We start from the raw sequence: 16,058 nt of genomic DNA, 5'->3' as shown, positions 1-16,058 counted from the left end.
AAGGAAAAGGCAAATAGGGATTGCCCGCTTTCACCGAAACGTCATATTCTCGTTTCTTCTGAATAAAGAGAATCTGCAGGATATTTCCGAAATGCCAGTGCTCAATCGTGCCGTCGAAACTCAAGCGGAGATCGCCACATGGCGTCGTCAACTGCATCAGAATCCCGAACTTCTTTATGATGTTCATGAAACGGCACGCTTTGTCGAAGAAAAGTTGAAATCATTCGGTTGCGATCTTGTTGAAACCGGGGTTGGGCGCTCAGGCGTCGTTGCGGTCATCAAGGGACGCCATGGCGATGGTCCGGCCATCGGCCTGCGCGCCGATATGGATGCCCTGCCGATCACCGAGACCAGCGGTGTCGAATGGGCCTCGAAGAATCCGGGCAAAGCGCACTCCTGCGGTCATGATGGCCACACATCCATGCTGCTTGGTGCTGCACAATACTTAGCTGAAACCCGTAATTTCCGCGGTTCAGCCGTGTTGCTTTTCCAACCAGCGGAAGAAGGCGGCGCAGGCGCGCTCGCCATGGTTCAGGATGGCGTGATGGACCGCTTTGGCATTGCGGAAGTCTATGGCGTTCACAATTTGCCGAGCCTTCCTGTCGGCCAGTTCGCCATGTGCAAGGGCCCGATCATGGCCGCAACCGACGAGTTCGACCTGCTTATCAAGGGACGCGGCGGTCATGCCGCACAGCCTCACCGCACGATTGATCCAATCCTAGCCGGTTCGCAGCTGCATGTTGCCATTCAGGGCATTGTCGCACGCAATATTGATCCACTGGATTCACTCGTCATTTCCATCACCAAGTTTCATGCGGGCGAGGCTTATAACGTCATCCCGGAAACGGCGAAACTCTCAGGCACCGTGCGTACACTGAGCAAGGAAACGCGCGCCTATGCCGAACGTCGCATCCGCGAGGCGGCAGCGGGCATCGCAACCGTTAGCGGCGCGGAAATCACCGTGCGCTACAAGAACAACTATCCAGTTACCTATAATCATGACGACCAGACCGACTTTGCTGCCCGCGTTGCAAAGAATGTGGCAGGCGAAGGCAAGGTGAAAACTGATGTGGCTCCAATGATGGCTGCGGAAGACTTCTCCTACATGCTGGAAGCGCGTCCCGGCGCATATATCTTCCTTGGCAATGGCGACACACCGGGCCTGCATCACCCTGCCTATGATTTTAACGACGAAGCCATTCCCTATGGCGTGAGCTATTTCGTGTCAGTGGTTGAAACCGCTCTCGCTGCCTGACGCTTTTCGATATGCAAAGAAATGCGCCTGCCCCGCTTTTTGCGGGGTTGGCGAAAGCCATGAAAAACAGTATGTGTCGGAAAATGCTCCGGTATATCCGGGCGTTTTTGATGACTGGTCCCGTAGCTCAGTAGGATAGAGCGCAAGATTCCTAATCTTGAGGCCACTGGTTCGAATCCAGTCGGGATCACCATTCACCCCTCGGCAACGGCCGATCCCATCTCGCTCAAATTATCTTGAAGTCCTGTGATTTCCAGCCATTTGTGCTATACCCCGCTCGCGGTCTTGTGGCGAGCTTTCTCATCTCTCTGACGGTTTGGCCAACCACTGGGCGCGTATCCTCTGAGTAAGTTTGTAACCGTTCCTGACACATTCCCCAGACCGAAAATTGATTCCCAAAAGATCGTCACAGATGATCGACCCTTTAGGCTGGCCGTTTTGAAAGACAGGTCGGCGCGTTTGCAAAGCTGAAGCAGCCATGACTATCATCCAGGAAACTGAAACGTCGACCAGTGAACAAAGCGCGTCACTGGAAGCGAAAAGCAATTTCCGGATCATCGCCCTCATCGTCGCGAGTGCTATGCTGATGGAACAACTCGATGCGACAATTCTCGCAACTGCTTTGCCGACCATGGCCAAAGATTTCGATGTCGCCGCACCCTCGATGAGTGTCGCGCTCACATCATATCTTCTGAGCCTCGCCATTTTCATTCCGGCAAGCGGAAAGATCGCTGATCGCTTCGGAACCCGAACCGTGTTCCGCTTCGCGATAGGTATTTTCATCGCTGGCTCTATCCTCTGCGCACAGGCGCCGAACCTTCCCTTTCTGGTCTTTGCCCGCCTGTTGCAAGGCGCTGGCGGCGCCATGATGCTGCCAGTCGGACGTCTGGTGCTGATCCGTTCTGTCGAGCGCAAGGACCTCATCTCAGCAATGTCGTGGATGCTGGTGCCTGCGCTTATGGGTCCGATCCTCGGACCGCCCATTGGGGGCTTGTTCGTGACCTGGCTCGACTGGCGCTGGATCTTTTACATCAATGTGCCGATTGGCATTCTGGGCATGATTTTCGTCTCGCTCTATATCGGAGAATATAAAAGCGACACCAAAGAACCTTTTGACTTTATCGGTTTGATCCTGTCGGGCATAGCGCTTGGTGCGCTGCTTTTCGGACTTGAAAGTGCCAGTACCACCAGCGCTTTGGCGGCCAAGTTCTTTGTGGTTGGCATTGTGTTTGCGATTGCGACCGTCATTCACTCGCGCCGCCACCCGGCTCCGCTACTCGATTTTTCACTGATGCGGATTGAAAGCTTCGGCACCTCGATGGTCGCTGGTTCGATCACCCGCATCACACAAGGCGCGCACCCATTCCTGTTGCCTTTGATGCTGCAGGTAGCCTTCGGCATTTCGGCTGTATCCGCAGGCAATATGGTTTTGGCGACCGCACTTGGTTCCATGACCATGAAAGCCTTTGCGCCTAAAATCATTCGCCGGTTCGGCTTCCGCTCGTCACTGGTTGTAAACGGCATATTCTCGTCATGCAGTTACGCAATCTGCGGTTTGTTCAGCCCTGAATGGCCGCATTGGCTGATCTTTGCCGTGCTGTTCGTGTCCGGCTTTTTGATGTCGTTTCAGTTCACAGCCTATAATACGGTTGCCTATGACAAGGTTGATGAAAAGCAGATGAGCTCGGCCAACAGCTTCTATTCAACCTTCCAGCAACTCATGCTTTCTTTCGGCGTTTGTATCGGCGCCCTCGCGCTTCACACGTCCATGGCCTGGCATGAGCGCGACGTACCGCTGACATCGGATTTCTCTATGGCTTTCTTTATTGTGACCGGCATATCGCTGACGGCCACCTTCTGGAACCTTCGCTTCTCGAAAGACGCGGGCGCACAAATGCGCGGACGATAAAGCGCATTCCGAAAAGTGGGACCCGGTCTAATTTTCCTCACGCCCCATAAGGCCAGTTGGCTTGTGAAAACAGGCCGCCATCGACCCAGATAGTCTGGCCCGAAACAAAAAGCGCAGCATCAGACGCCAGAAACAGCACCGGACCGGAAAGGTCTTCCACGGTTCCAACCCGTCGCAGTGGCGTGATCCGGCCCCATGTTGCTGCATAGTCAGGCTGTTCCTGGGCGGTACGCTCATTGTAAATCGCACCGGGAGCCACGCAATTGACGCGAATACCATGCGGCCCAAGTTCCACGGCAGACACTTTGGTAAACTGCTCAATCCCGCCCTTGGACGCCGTGTAGGAAACGAGCTTCGGGAATGCGAGCTTGTTACAGCCCGAACCGATATTGATAATTGCTCCGCCTTTACCGACGTCAACCATCCTCTTGGCAGCGGCTTTCGTGTTCAGAAAGCAGCCTTTCATATTGGTGCGGATCACATCGTCCCAGCCTTCCTCGGAAAGCTCCAGCAACGGCGCCCAAGTCTGGATACCGGCATTGTTGACGAGTACGTCCGGTGCATCACCATACCAGCTGCAGACTTCATCGAAGAACTCTTCGACCTCAACTCCAGAACCGACATCGCATTCGATCCCCAACGCCTGTCCGCCCGCAGCTTCGACTTCTTCCATAAGTGTATTTGCAGCCTCGTCATCGCCTCTGAAGCTGAAAGCAACCGCATATCCGGCTTCCGCAAATGCAGAAACAAGATGCCGTCCAATGCCGGTGCTTCCACCGGTGACAATCGCAAACCCACTCATAAAATTCCCTCCCAAAGGATCTCGAAAGGCAATTTAATCAACTTCAGGCAATGGTAAAGCTGTGAAAATGGAAATATCAGTTTCCTGAAAGAGGAGACCAGCATGAACCCCGATATCAAAGTAGCCAACGGTGCCTGCCACTGCGGAACAGTGCGCTTTCGCGTGAAACTTTCCGATGGCCTTAACACGGCACGCCGTTGCACCTGCTCTTATTGCCGGATGCGCGGTGCAGTTGCCGTCTCCGCCGATCTGGATGGACTGGAAATTCTCGAAGGCGAAGATGCGCTGACGCTCTACACGTTTAATACGGGTGCCGCGAAGCACTTCTTCTGCTCGAAATGCGGGATTTACACCTTCCACCAGCGCCGCTCCAGCCCGCACCAGTTCGGCGTGAATGCGGCCTGCCTCGAAGGCGTTTCCCCCTTCGACTTCAAGGTTATTCCCGTCAATGACGGCGTGAACCACCCATCCGACAATCCGAACTACAAAGGTTCCGGCATTGCTGGCTATCTGCGTTTCGAACCATTTGATGAAACCAAGGCTGACTAAATCCTTGCGCGCCGCTTCTGCTCGTTTTTCTCCCATGAAAACACGACTGGCGGCAGCAGATCGAAGCCGCGAATAATATCCGCACCCTTTTCGCCGACCATGATGGTCGGCGCATTGGTGTTGCACGAGGGAACGCGCGGCATGATCGAGCTGTCGCAAACCCGCAGACCTTCAAGACCGCGCACTTTAAGTTCCAGATCGACAACAGCCATAGCATCCGTACCCATCCTGCAGGTGCCGACCGGATGGTGATCGGTCTTGGCATTGGCGCAAGCATAATCGAACAGATCATCGTCACTGACGACCTTTGACCCCGGCAGACGCTCGGCCATCACGTAAGGTTTCAATGCATCCTGGCTCATGATTTCGCGCGCGATCTTCAGACCTTCAAGCGACATCTTGCGATCATGCGGATCGCTCCAGTAATTAGGATCGATCAGAGGTGCAGCTGCCGGATCGCTGGATGCCAGCCGCACATTTCCGCGTGAGCGGGGATGCAGATAGGCGGAGTTGAGCGTTACACCGGCATTTTTGAGCTTCTCAACACCTGCCTCGATGCCCGAACCAAGCCCCAGATGAAACTGGATATCCGGTGAGCGGGCATCCGGATCAGCATACCAGAAGCCGCCGGTTTCAAAGAGGCTGGACGCCACCGGACCAGAGCGCAGAAAGATATATTGCAGGCCCGCGCCCAGCGTCCGATGCAACTTTGCCACGCCATCATAGGTGTGATCGCCTGTGCATTCGGCAATAACAAACAGGTCGAGATGGTCCTGCATGTTCTCGCCCACACCCGGCAGATCATGCTTGACCGCGACACCGACCTTTTTCAGATGATCCGCGGAGCCGATGCCGGATTGAAGCAGAAGTTTCGGCGAACCAATCGCGCCGGACGATACAATCACCTCGCGGCTTGCGCGCAAAATCTCCCCGCTCATCAGCGTTACGCCGTTGACGCGCGTCTTCTCCATTTCGATACTGCGCACCGGTGCATTCATGCGGATCGTCAGGTTCTTGCGACCCTTGATCGTGGACAGATAAGCAAGCGATGCAGACGAGCGGCGGCGGTTGCGTTGGGTGAGCTGATAAAAGCCGACGCCTGCCTGTTCGCGACCGTTGAAATCCGCATTATACGGAATGCCGAGTTCCTGGCCCGCTCGGATATAGGCGTCGCAGATCGGCAGTGGCGCGGATGGCATCGAAACACCAAGCGGCCCGCCATAGGAATGGAAATCATCGTTGAAACGCTGATTGTCTTCGGCACGTTTAAAATAGGGCAGCACATGGCGGTAGTCCCAGCCGGTACAGCCGTCTTCGCCGGCCCAAAGATCATAGTCGGCTGCATTCCCGCGCGTATAAATCTGCGCATTGATGCTGGAGCCGCCGCCGATGACTTTTGCCTGCGTATAGCGCAACACCCGATTTTTGAGGTGTTTCTGCGGAACGGTTTCCCAGCCCCAGCTCGCCACACCCTTGGTCATCTTGGCAAACCCGGCTGGCATGTGAAACAGCGGATTCCAGTCGCTTCCACCGGCTTCCAGCAACAGCACTTTTATCGCTGCATCTTCGCTCAATCGATTGGCGAGAACACAACCGGCAGGCCCACCACCAACGATGATATAATCGTAATCCATCGCCTTACCCTTATAATTTTGCAATCGACAGGCCGCCATCGGCATTGATTGCCGAGCCTGTCGCAAAAATGAAATCTCCACCGGCAAGCCCGGCTACAATCGCGCCGACATCACCCGCCTCGCCCCAGCGTTTCATCGGCACCAGACCACCCTCAATAAGTCCGTCGTAACGCTGAGCAACTTTCGCCGTCATATCGGTGCGGATGATGCCGGGACGCACTTCGAACACGCCGATCCTCGCTTCAGCCAAACGCAATGCCAGTCCTTGCGTGAATGCCGTCAGCCCTGCTTTGCTGATGCAGTAATCAAGCCGCTCGGGCGAGGTCATCACCGACGAAACGGAGCTGATCGTTATAATGCTGCGTGGAAAACGCACCTCGTTCACCGCCAGCATGGCCTTCACCACGGCCTGGGTGAAAAACACCGTGCCGCGCAGGTTCACGCCCATGATCGTATCGAAATTTTCAGGCTTCAGCCCAAGAAAATCGCCGCGCTCAATTGAGCCCATGCCTGCATTGTTGACCAGACAATCGATGCCCCCAAGCTCATTCACAACGGCTGCAACCGTCGCTTCGTGCGTTTCGATAGATGCCAGGTCGCTTTCAAAGAAAGCCACCCTTCCCCCAAGCCCGCGCAATTCATGGATAACCGCCTCATCACGTTCACGGTCGGTAATCGCCAGATCAAACCCTTTGGCGGCTAAAGCGCGGGCAATGCCAAGCCCGATACCACGCCGCCCGCCAGTCACAAGTGCCACAGGTCTTTGACGGCTCATGCCAGTACCTCCGCATGAATGTGATCAGCAACGCGCAGAGCCTGCGCAGCAATCGTCAGCGCGGGATTGACCGCCGCCGAAGTCGGTAGGAACGACGCATCGACCACATAGAGATTGGGATGGTCATAAGCACGGCAATAAGGATCAAGTGGCGCTGTTGCTGGATTATTGCCGATACGTACCGTGCCGCATTGATGCGATGGTGTTCGCCGGTCAAAGGCCCGCGACAGCACAATTGGAAAGCCCGCCTGCCTGAGCGCGGATTTGAGCTTATCAACCAGCATCAGATGCGCTTTCCAATTGGTACGCACCCAATGCAGAATGATGCGATCACCATCCACGCTCACGCGGCTTTCTGGCGATGGCAGGTCCTCACTCATCGCGTAAAAATCAATGGTGTGTCCGGCAATGCGGTTCAAAAGCCATTCCGGCACTCGCTGCATATTGGATTTCAGGATCGCGCCTGAAACCCGCCCCAGCAATTGCACATTGCCAAGGGGCGGCCCGCCAGCCCCATCCGAGAGATAATAATCATTGAAGCCAAACGTTTTTTGGTAAACGCTGTCATTGCGATAGCGCGGATCAAACCCGATCACCGCACTTGCATTGTGGTTCATGAAATTGCGGCCCACCTGATCGGAACGGTTCGCCAATCCGGATCGCAGCAAAAGCGCTGCCGACTGCACCGCACCCGCTGAAAGAATGACCAGTTTGGGACGCAGGACCAGCGCCTCGCCGTTCTTCACATAATGAACTGCCGTGATGGTCTTTCCGTCGGGCCCGGCTTCCAGCTTCGTTACCCGCGCGGATGTTTCAAGCCGGACATTTGGATGTTTGAGCGCAAGTGCTAACGGACAAGTCTCCGCATCCATCTTGCCGTCATTGCTGTTGGGATGCGCATCCCACGGCGTTTTGGCCTTTGCCAGCCAGCGCTCGATATCAACACCCAGTGGCAAGGAAGCCGGATGCAGCCCTGCCTTTTTCAACCGCTCACGTACATCGGCAATCGGATGTTCATCATTGATTGCAGGATAAGAATAAGGCTTTGAATGATACGGCTCGGTCGGGTCATCGCCAAGCTCGCCGCGCACCTGAAAAAGCGCTTCCGCCTTGCAATACCAGGGCTCAAGTTCATCATAGCCAAAAGGCCATGCCGGAGACACGCCTTCAAGATGCGCAAGCTCCTCAAAATCCTCGCGGCGATAACGCGCCAGCACCGCGCCATAGAATTTGGAATTGCCGCCGACATTGTAATAATTTCCGGGATTGAACGGCGTGCCGTCCGTCTCATACCAGAACTCTTTCGGGCGAAAGAAACCACGCTGGAAAATGGCGCGTGGGTCGCGGTTTTCCGGCCTGTCAGCAAGCCGCTCACCAGCCTCCAAAATCAGAATGTCCGCACCTGATGCGGCAAGACCGACGGCCATTGTTGCGCCGCCGATACCTGATCCGATGATCACAATATCCGGCTGTCCTCCCAAAGCCGTCACTCCCTACTTAGCCTGCGGCATCCACCAGCCGGTGCGCGCGCCGATATGCATGTTGAGCGTCTTGGTTTCGGTATAATCCTCCACCGCATGACGGCCCAGCTCGCGGCCCAGACCCGATTGTCGATAACCACCAAAAGGCAGTTCTGGTGTGCCATCCATGAAAGTGTTCATCCAGACCGTGCCCGCCCGCACCTTGCGACCAATGTTCATGCAAGTGTCGAAATCGCGGCTCCACACGCCAGCCGACAAGCCATATTCAACCGCATTGGCAATCGAAATTGCCTCATCCACCGTGTCAAAGGAAAGCACCGACAGAACCGGCCCGAACACTTCTTCACGCGCCACAGCCATGTCGGCTTTCACGCCTGCAATGATGGTCGGTCCCATATATTGGCCAAGGCCGAGATCCAGCACATCGCCGCCATGAGCAATTGCAGCGCCGGCCTTTTTAGCCTGATCGACATAGGCACCGACCTTTTCAAGATGCTGCGGCGTGATGATCGCGCCGACTTGCGTGCTGACATCGAGCGGATCACCAACGATCACCTTTTTCGATAGATCGGCGACGCGCCCCACGATCTCATTGACAATCGAGCGATGCACGATCAACCGCGAACCGGCATTGCAGCACTCGCCCGCATTGAACCATGCCCCGAACACCGCAGCGTCGATAAAGGCATCCATATCCGCATCCGGGAACAGGATTTGCGGATTTTTGCCGCCAAGCTCCAGCGATACTTTCTTCAGCGTCTGCGCCGCATTGGCCATAGTCAGTTTGCCGACGCCAGTGGAACCGGTGAACGACACCATGTCCACATCCGGATGCGTGCTCATATGCTGGCCGACATCAGCGCCCGTTCCGGTGATGATATTGACGACACCGTCAGGGACGCCTGCCTCAGTCAGAATTTCGCCGAGTAACAATGTCGAACCCGATGTGAGTTCCGAAGGCTTCACCACCGCCGTACAACCCGCCGCAAGCGCAAATGGCAGCTTTTGGCCTACGATCAGGAACGGGAAATTCCAAGGCGTAATGATGGAAACAACGCCAATTGCCTCGCGCAGCACGACGCCCAGCGTACCATCGCCCAGATTGTTATAGCTTTCACCATGCAGATCGCGCGCAAGCGCTGCCGCATAGCGCCAGATATCCACGGAACCGGCAATTTCGCCGCGCACCTGAGAAATTGGTTTGCCGGCTTCAATCGCATCGAGATAGGCAAGCTCTTCCGCCCGTGCTTCAATCAGATCGGCGGCCTTCAGCAAAGTCAACGAACGCTGCGATGCGGTTTTAGACGACCAGCGCCCGTCATCGAAAGCCTTACGCGCGCTCGCAACCGCGCGTTCCACATCGGCCTTGTTGCCAGCAGGATAGCGGCTTACCGTGACGCCATGGCCGGGCGCTACGCGTTCAATAGTCTCGCCGCTTTGGCTTCCAACCCATTTACCATCAATCAGCATCGAGAATTCACGAACTTCAAGCCCATTCAGCGGCTGCGGTTTTACGACTACGCTCATCACCATTTTCCTTCAAAATTCGCTTCGCGCTTTTCGGTAAACGAGCGCACGCCTTCTTTCAGATCACCGGTCTTTGCAACGAGTATTGAACCCAGCGCCTCGACCGCAGTGCCATTATCCTCGCCATTGGCGATGGAAAGCATCAGTTTGGAAATTTCCAGCGCAGCCGGTCCGCGCTTGGCCACCCGCGCCGCATAGTCCTGCGCCGCCTGCAGGGCTGCACCCGTCTCCACCACAGCATCGACCAGCCCATGCGACAGTGCTTCGTCCGCTGTGAACATTTCACCGCCCAGCACCATGCGGCGTACAATCTGCGCACCGAAACGGCGCACAAGGCGCTGCGTGCCCGACCATCCGGGGATCATGCCAAGCGATGTTTCCGGCAAGCCGATTTTTGCCTGTCGTTCAACAATGCGGATATCGGCGGCACCTGCCAGTTCCAGACCACCGCCCAGCGCATGGCCGTTCATCGCTGCGATCAGCGGCACACGCAAAGTCGCAAGCCGCTCGAACACGCGATGACCGTAGCGCACCCAGGCATGGCCGAATTCTGCGGGTTCCATGCCGCCCCAAGCCTTAATGTCGCCGCCTGCGGAAAAAGCCTTGCCTTCGCCGGTCAGGATCGCAACCCGCACACTGTTATCCGCTTCCACCCGATCACAGGCGGCAGACAATTCCTGCAAGAGCTCAATATCAAACGCATTGAGCTTTTCTGGCCGCCTGATCGTCACGACCGCGATGTGGTTCTCGACATTGATATCAATTCGTTCAGCCATGTTAAGCCTCCAGCTTTCGCGCAGGCTTTTGCGGCAATTCAAGCCCGATCGGCTGGTCACGGAACAGTGCCTCATCCATCATCTTGAGCTTATCCGAAACAATCAACGGGAACTCAGCCTGATCGAGAATATGCGTCTGCAAATCCACACCCGGCGCAATCTCGGTCAGCACAATCCCTTCCGGCGTCAGCTTCAAGACCGCGCGTTCAGTGACATAGGTAATATCCTGCCCCTGCTCGACACCACGCGGACCTGAGAAAGTAACATGCTCAACCTCATTGACGAGCTTTTTGAGCTTACCTTCCTTCTCGATCACCAGCTTACCGTCAGCGACCGACAATTTAGCCCCTGCATTGAACATGCCGGAAAAGACAATCTTCTTGGCCCTTGCAGTAATATCGACAAAACCACCAGCACCAGCAGTCACATGCGGACGGAATGACAGCTTCGATACATTGACCGAGCCGTCGCGACCGATCTCAAGGAAGGACAGAAGCGAGGCGTCGAAGCCTGCGCCTTGAAAATAGGTAAACTGATAGGGTGACGGCATATAGGCATCGGCATTCGACGCGCAGCCAAAGGCAAAGTCGAGAAGCGGCACGCCACCAACGGCACCCTGTTCGATCACCCAAGTAACCGCGCCATGCAAACCCTCTTCCAGCAGAATGCGCGGCACATTGGCGGAAATGCCGAAGCCAAGATTGACCGCACTTCCCGCTTGCAACTCCTGTGCGACACGCCTCGCAATCGCCTTCTGAATATTGAATTCGGCCAAGCGGAATGTATCCAGCGGACGGAAAATCTCGCCGGAAATTGCTGGATCATAAAGCGTCTGTGTTGTCTGTTTCTGGTCGGGATCAACAACGATGTAATCCACCAGAACGCCCGGCACGCGCACATCATGCGGTTTCAGCGTACCTTCCTTGGCAATGCGCTTGACCTGCGCAATGACGATGCCGCCATTGTTGCGTGCAGCCAGCGCCTGATCGAGACCGCCAAGATAAGCACCCTCATGTTCATAGGTGAGATTGCCGCGTTCATCGGCAGTGGTGGCGCGGATGATCGTCACATGCGGCACGATATTGGGAAAATAGAGCCAGTCTTCGCCTTCAAAACTGACCTGTTTGACAACTGGCTCCTCACGCGCCTTATCGTTCATTGCCGATCCCTGGCGCTTCGGGTCTACGAAGGTATCAAGCCCCACTTTGGTGAGCACGCCGGGACGCTTGGCAGCTGCCTCACGATGCATGTCGAACAGAATGCCCGATGGGATATTATAGGCAGGAATCTCATTATTGGTGATCATCTGCCAGATCAGCGGCGGCTCGGCGCTTGATGGTCCTGACGGATAAGAACCGCCAATGATCTTTTTGAGAAGACCTTTTTTGGCGATGTAATCGACGCCCTTGATGCCGCTCATATCGCCTGCCGCAATCGGGTGCAGCGTGGTGATATTCTGGGGATGGCCTGTCTCGTCGAAACGCTCGCCAATGGCTTTCAGCATCAGATCGGGACAGCCAAGACCGCTCGATGAAGAGACTGAGACGACAGCGTTGTCGGGAATGAGTGCGGCTGCTTGCGCAACTGAAATATGTTTGTTCATAGTTCTCAAAGTCCTGAATGAACGGCTGTGGCCTTGCCGGTCTTTGCGGCGTCAGCGACGGCAAGCCCCGTTGCGAGCGACCAGATGCCGTCGACCAATGTAGCGGAAGGCTGCCCTTTGCCAGCCATAGCCTCGTGGAAGGCCAGCAGAGCAGTTTCGTAGAGGTTCTTATGATCAAGCGGCAATTCGCGCTCGCCGTCCTTGTCCCGCAGGGTGACGGTCCCGACCGGCTTCTGCGTCATGACATTGCGTGCAATGAGCGAGCCTTCGCTGCCATGCACTTCAAAGCCGGTTTCCGCATATTTGGTAGTGAAGGCATCGTGGAACTGGGCAATCGCGCCGGAAGGAAAACGCAGTGCGCCCATCACACCGTCTTCGATGCCTTTACCGCTTAAGCCGCCTTGCTGGCTGAAAGCCACCGCCTCAACCGGATTTTCACCCAGCACAAAACGCAACGTATCGGCATCATGCACGGTAATATCGAGAATGACGCCGCCGCCGGCATCGGATCGTTCGATGCGCCAGCCCTGCAAATGCGGCGGCAGATAAACCGCGTGAAAAACCCGCGCGGCAAGCACCTTGCCGATCTTGCCTTGAGCGATAGCATCACGCATGGCGCGGTGGCTTGCAGCATTGCGCAAGTGATGATTGGTGCCCGCCACAACGCCCGCTTCACGCACGGCTTTCAGCATTTCGTGGGCATCACCAATCGTCAGTGCCAGCGGCTTTTCGCAGAGAATGTGCTTGCCCGCTTTGGCCGCCGCAATCGTCTGATCGCGATGCAATTCATTGGTGGTGGAAATATAGACCGCGTCGATTTCCTGATCGGACAACAGCTCGTCAAGGCTTGTTACAGAGCGGGCAATCCCGTTCTCACGGGCATAGGCCTCGCCACGCGCAGCATTGGTGCTGTAAACGGACACAACTTCACCGCCGGTAGCGCGAATAGCTCCGATCACCCATTCTTTTGCAATGGTGCTTGCGCCTATAAGGCCCCACTTTGCCATTCGAATTTCTCCTCCTTTTTAGATTGCGTACCGCAACTTGCACGCACCGCAAGACGCACCGCCAAGCGCTGCGCCTCCGCCTCCACCCGTTCCGAATTAATTTGTTTCAGCAAAAGCTGTGCCGCACGTTCTCCCAAACCTTGCGGGTCAACAGCCACAGTCGTCAGCGCCGGAACAGCCGTCTTGGCTTCGATCACATCGTCAAAACCCACCACCCCGAAATCCCGGCCCGGCTCAAGATTTGCAGCGCGCAAACCATCGCAGACACCGAAAGCCACAGCATCATTGAAGCACACAGCAGCCGTCGGTTTCATGCCGTGCCGCAACATATGCTCAAGAGCCTCGACACCACCCGCACGTGAAGGCGCACTTGTGAAAACCAGCGCATCATCAAACACAATTTGAGCCTGCTCAAGACCCGCACGATAGCCAGCAACTCTTTCAGCAAAAACAGCTGTATCGGCATAGCCGCCCATGAAAGCGATTGTCCGATGCCCCAGCGAAACCAGATGCTCCACCGCTTTTGCCACGCCGCCGCGATTATCGGACAGGATAGAAGAAACCCCCGATCCCGGCACATCGCGCACCATTTGAACAACCGGCAGGCCGCTTTTTGCCAATGGTTTTAGATCACTAGCCTCGGTGCCACGCGCAGGCGAAACGATCAGCCCCGCAATGCCATGCTCGCGCATCGAAGCAATCACCTCGCGCTGACGATCAATGCTTTCAGCCGTATTGGCCAGAAACTGCACATAACCGGCCGATTGCATGACACGATCAACCCCCACCGCAAGCTCGGCAAAGAAGCTGTTAGTCAGATCATTAACCACCAGCCCGATGATCTTGGATTTCGACTGACGGAGATTGGCGGCTGAGCGATTATAAACATAGCCGAGCTTCTTAATCGCATCCTGAACCTTGGCGCGGGTCTCGGCATGAACAAGCGGACTGTCACGCAGAACAAGCGACACGGTCGATTTCGACACGCCTGCTTCGCGTGCGATATCAATGACCGTAATGCTGCTCTTGCTCATATTTGTCTCCTGCGCTCTTAAGTTAATTGGAACGATCCAAATTTGTCAACGCCTTTCGGTTATCACGAAATGGCCATATTTTTGACGTCAGTTTGCCGCAATTCTTAATGCATTTCGCAGTGCTAAAATGGAAAAATAGAGCCTCAAGCCTCACTTTACAGCTATATCTTGAAATTTGGAACGATCTAAATTATTCATGCCAACGTGGAGTTGGAGGACTGACATGAGCGCATCATCGGAAAACGTGCTGACCCTGCCATTCGCTGACGGCAGCGTAAAACCCTATCGCTTGATCGGCACACCGACACCAAGACCCACCTCACCACCCCGCTTCAACCGTATTGCCTATGCTGCGGCGCATGTGGTTTCAGACCCGCTCAAAGATATTCATCCCCAGAGTGGTCCAGCCATTGATTGGGATGTGACAATGGCTTTCCGCCATCACTTGTGGAGCCTTGGTTTCCAGATTGCGGAAGCGATGGATACATCGCAGCGCGGAATGGGGCTTAACTGGGCCGGTGCGCAGGAACTGATCCGCCGCTCGATTGCAGAAAGCAAGACTGTTGCGGGTGCCGATCTCGCCTGCGGCGCCGGAACTGATCATCTCGACCCAGTAGACGCAAAGAGCCTTGATGACGTGATTAGAGCCTATGAGACACAGGCTGAATTCATCGAAAAACACGGCGGTCGTTTCATTCTCATGGCCAGCCGCGCCTTAGCGCGTATCGCCCGCTCGCCTGAAGATTACGTCAAGGTTTACAACCAAATCCTCACCAACGCGCGCGAAAAAGTGGTGCTGCACTGGCTGGGCGATATGTTCGACCCACAACTCAAAGGCTATTGGGGTTCGGACAAGTTTGAAGACGCGCTTGATACCGTCATCAACATCATAGAAGCCAATCGCCACAAGGTTGAAGGCATCAAGATTTCACTACTCGAAGAACGCTATGAAATCGCACTCCGCAACCGCCTCCCAGAAGGCGTGCTGTGTTTCACGGGCGATGATTTCAATTATGCACCGCTGATCGAAGGCGACGGCGACAAGCACAGCCATGCACTGCTTGGTATTTTCGACGCGGTCGCACCACAGGCTTCCAGCGCATTGGCACATCTTGCCAATGGAGACACGGAGCGTTTCCGCACGATCATCAAGCCGACAGTTCCTCTGTCGCGGAAAATCTTTGAGGCACCAACGCAATATTACAAGGCTGGCGTGGTTTTCCTTGCCTGGCTCAACGGCCACCAGAGCCATTTCACGATGCCAGCAGGAATGCAATCAGCCCGTAGTATTCTCCATTATGCAGATATTTTCCGCCTTGCTGATCAAGCAAATGTTTTCGATCTGCCGGAACTGGCTACCGCCCGTATGAAACATCTTCTCGCGGTCTATGGCTTAGAGCGCGTTTCGATCTGATTGGACCAGATCGGCGCTCTAATTATCTGTTTTAACGCGCATCTTTGTCCGAAAACCGTTTCACACTTTTCGGGATGCGCTCTAAACTAGCCCTGAACGACAGCGTTTGAGCCAGAGATGCGAAGCGGTTTTGCTGGAAATGTTTTAACGCGCCTCTTTTCTGATCGAAACAGGTCCAGAATTATTCCTTCGAATTCAATAATAATCCAATTTTATGCATAAAATTCCAATACTCGTTTAATTGGAATCAATATATAATAGATAGAGGATATTTATCCTAAATTTATAAAGC

General features: G+C 55.1%; 13 protein-coding genes and 1 tRNA gene. 5 read left to right on the top strand and 9 right to left on the bottom strand.

The genetic code is table 11. The features are described 5' to 3' along the window. Positions 1 to 91: 91 nt before the first annotated feature. The 3 genes from QBD00_RS06050 to QBD00_RS06040 all read left to right on the top strand — a co-directional run bounded on the left by QBD00_RS06050 (position 92) and on the right by QBD00_RS06040 (position 3,164). Positions 92 to 1,255, top strand: a complete 1,164-nt coding sequence (locus QBD00_RS06050; RefSeq protein WP_318578916.1) for a M20 aminoacylase family protein — start codon at positions 92 to 94, stop codon at positions 1,253 to 1,255. Positions 1,256 to 1,371: 116 nt separating this feature from the next. Continuing rightward, positions 1,372 to 1,448: transfer RNA gene (locus tag QBD00_RS06045), tRNA-Arg, on the top strand. 285 nt (positions 1,449 to 1,733) lie between these two features. Beyond that, entirely contained in the window at positions 1,734 to 3,164 is a 1,431-nt protein-coding gene (locus tag QBD00_RS06040) for a DHA2 family efflux MFS transporter permease subunit (RefSeq protein ID WP_318578915.1), read from the top strand. Positions 3,165 to 3,201: 37 nt separating this feature from the next. Here the strand turns inward: QBD00_RS06040 and QBD00_RS06035 are convergent, their stop codons facing one another. Further along, positions 3,202 to 3,966: an SDR family NAD(P)-dependent oxidoreductase gene (locus tag QBD00_RS06035; protein WP_095447659.1), complete on the bottom strand. Its 765-nt coding sequence runs from the start codon at positions 3,964 to 3,966 to the stop codon at positions 3,202 to 3,204. Positions 3,967 to 4,068: 102 nt separating this feature from the next. On the opposite strand from QBD00_RS06035, the gene QBD00_RS06030 reads away from it, so the two are divergent. Then, complete coding sequence (locus tag QBD00_RS06030; RefSeq protein ID WP_095447660.1) at positions 4,069 to 4,515, top strand: GFA family protein; 447 nt, start codon at positions 4,069 to 4,071, stop codon at positions 4,513 to 4,515. On the opposite strand, the gene QBD00_RS06025 is transcribed toward QBD00_RS06030, so the two are convergent. Genes QBD00_RS06025 through QBD00_RS05990 form a run of 8 tightly spaced genes read right to left on the bottom strand, consistent with a single transcriptional unit; the run spans position 4,512 to position 14,352 of the window. Further along, entirely contained in the window at positions 4,512 to 6,149 is a 1,638-nt protein-coding gene (locus QBD00_RS06025; RefSeq protein ID WP_318578914.1) for a GMC family oxidoreductase, read from the bottom strand. The two genes, QBD00_RS06030 and QBD00_RS06025, sit on opposite strands and share 4 nt — an antisense overlap. A 10-nt stretch (positions 6,150 to 6,159) precedes the next feature. Next, entirely contained in the window at positions 6,160 to 6,924 is a 765-nt protein-coding gene (locus QBD00_RS06020; RefSeq protein WP_318578913.1) for a 3-ketoacyl-ACP reductase, read from the bottom strand. Continuing rightward, positions 6,921 to 8,405: a GMC family oxidoreductase gene (locus QBD00_RS06015; protein ID WP_318578912.1), complete on the bottom strand. Its 1,485-nt coding sequence runs from the start codon at positions 8,403 to 8,405 to the stop codon at positions 6,921 to 6,923. The genes QBD00_RS06020 and QBD00_RS06015 overlap by 4 nt, the downstream gene beginning before the upstream one ends. 12 nt (positions 8,406 to 8,417) lie before the next feature. Further along, positions 8,418 to 9,938 (bottom strand): aldehyde dehydrogenase family protein, encoded by a 1,521-nt coding sequence (locus QBD00_RS06010; protein WP_318578911.1) that lies wholly within the window; start codon positions 9,936 to 9,938, stop codon positions 8,418 to 8,420. Beyond that, positions 9,932 to 10,708 carry an enoyl-CoA hydratase/isomerase family protein gene (locus QBD00_RS06005; RefSeq protein ID WP_318578910.1) on the bottom strand — a complete coding sequence of 259 codons (777 nt, stop codon included), beginning with the start codon at positions 10,706 to 10,708 and terminating at the stop codon, positions 9,932 to 9,934. The genes QBD00_RS06010 and QBD00_RS06005 overlap by 7 nt, the downstream gene beginning before the upstream one ends. Position 10,709: 1 nt before the next feature. Beyond that, positions 10,710 to 12,311 (bottom strand): acyl CoA:acetate/3-ketoacid CoA transferase, encoded by a 1,602-nt coding sequence (locus QBD00_RS06000; protein WP_318578909.1) that lies wholly within the window; start codon positions 12,309 to 12,311, stop codon positions 10,710 to 10,712. Between the two features lie 5 nt (positions 12,312 to 12,316). After that, positions 12,317 to 13,318, bottom strand: coding sequence for a Gfo/Idh/MocA family oxidoreductase (locus tag QBD00_RS05995; RefSeq protein WP_318578908.1), 1,002 nt, complete (start codon positions 13,316 to 13,318; stop codon positions 12,317 to 12,319). Next, positions 13,297 to 14,352: a LacI family DNA-binding transcriptional regulator gene (locus QBD00_RS05990; protein ID WP_095447668.1), complete on the bottom strand. Its 1,056-nt coding sequence runs from the start codon at positions 14,350 to 14,352 to the stop codon at positions 13,297 to 13,299. Before QBD00_RS05990 ends, QBD00_RS05995 begins: the two co-directional genes overlap by 22 nt. A gap of 223 nt (positions 14,353 to 14,575) precedes the next feature. On the opposite strand from QBD00_RS05990, the gene QBD00_RS05985 reads away from it, so the two are divergent. After that, complete coding sequence (locus QBD00_RS05985; protein WP_318578907.1) at positions 14,576 to 15,766, top strand: dihydrodipicolinate synthase family protein; 1,191 nt, start codon at positions 14,576 to 14,578, stop codon at positions 15,764 to 15,766. Positions 15,767 to 16,058: the final 292 nt, after the last annotated feature.

This window comes from Ochrobactrum sp. AN78 (assembly GCF_029909885.1).
Taxonomy (GTDB): Bacteria; Pseudomonadota; Alphaproteobacteria; order Rhizobiales; family Rhizobiaceae; genus Brucella; species Brucella quorumnocens.
The sequence above is the reverse complement of the archived record's forward strand: the minus strand, read 5'-3'. Positions and strand labels throughout refer to the sequence as shown.

Bases quoted from the DNA above. Each gene is read 5' to 3' on its own strand.
- QBD00_RS06050 (WP_318578916.1), top strand. From the start codon at position 92: ATGCCAGTGCTCAATCGTGCCGTCGAAACTCAAGCGGAGATCGCCACA.
- QBD00_RS06040 (WP_318578915.1), top strand. From the start codon at position 1,734: ATGACTATCATCCAGGAAACTGAAACGTCGACCAGTGAACAAAGCGCG.
- QBD00_RS06035 (WP_095447659.1), bottom strand. From the start codon at position 3,966: ATGAGTGGGTTTGCGATTGTCACCGGTGGAAGCACCGGCATTGGACGG.
- QBD00_RS06030 (WP_095447660.1), top strand. From the start codon at position 4,069: ATGAACCCCGATATCAAAGTAGCCAACGGTGCCTGCCACTGCGGAACA.
- QBD00_RS06025 (WP_318578914.1), bottom strand. From the start codon at position 6,149: ATGGATTACGATTATATCATCGTTGGTGGTGGGCCTGCCGGTTGTGTT.
- QBD00_RS06020 (WP_318578913.1), bottom strand. From the start codon at position 6,924: ATGAGCCGTCAAAGACCTGTGGCACTTGTGACTGGCGGGCGGCGTGGT.
- QBD00_RS06010 (WP_318578911.1), bottom strand. From the start codon at position 9,938: ATGGTGATGAGCGTAGTCGTAAAACCGCAGCCGCTGAATGGGCTTGAA.
- QBD00_RS06005 (WP_318578910.1), bottom strand. From the start codon at position 10,708: ATGGCTGAACGAATTGATATCAATGTCGAGAACCACATCGCGGTCGTG.
- QBD00_RS06000 (WP_318578909.1), bottom strand. From the start codon at position 12,311: ATGAACAAACATATTTCAGTTGCGCAAGCAGCCGCACTCATTCCCGAC.
- QBD00_RS05995 (WP_318578908.1), bottom strand. From the start codon at position 13,318: ATGGCAAAGTGGGGCCTTATAGGCGCAAGCACCATTGCAAAAGAATGG.
- QBD00_RS05990 (WP_095447668.1), bottom strand. From the start codon at position 14,352: ATGAGCAAGAGCAGCATTACGGTCATTGATATCGCACGCGAAGCAGGC.
- QBD00_RS05985 (WP_318578907.1), top strand. From the start codon at position 14,576: ATGAGCGCATCATCGGAAAACGTGCTGACCCTGCCATTCGCTGACGGC.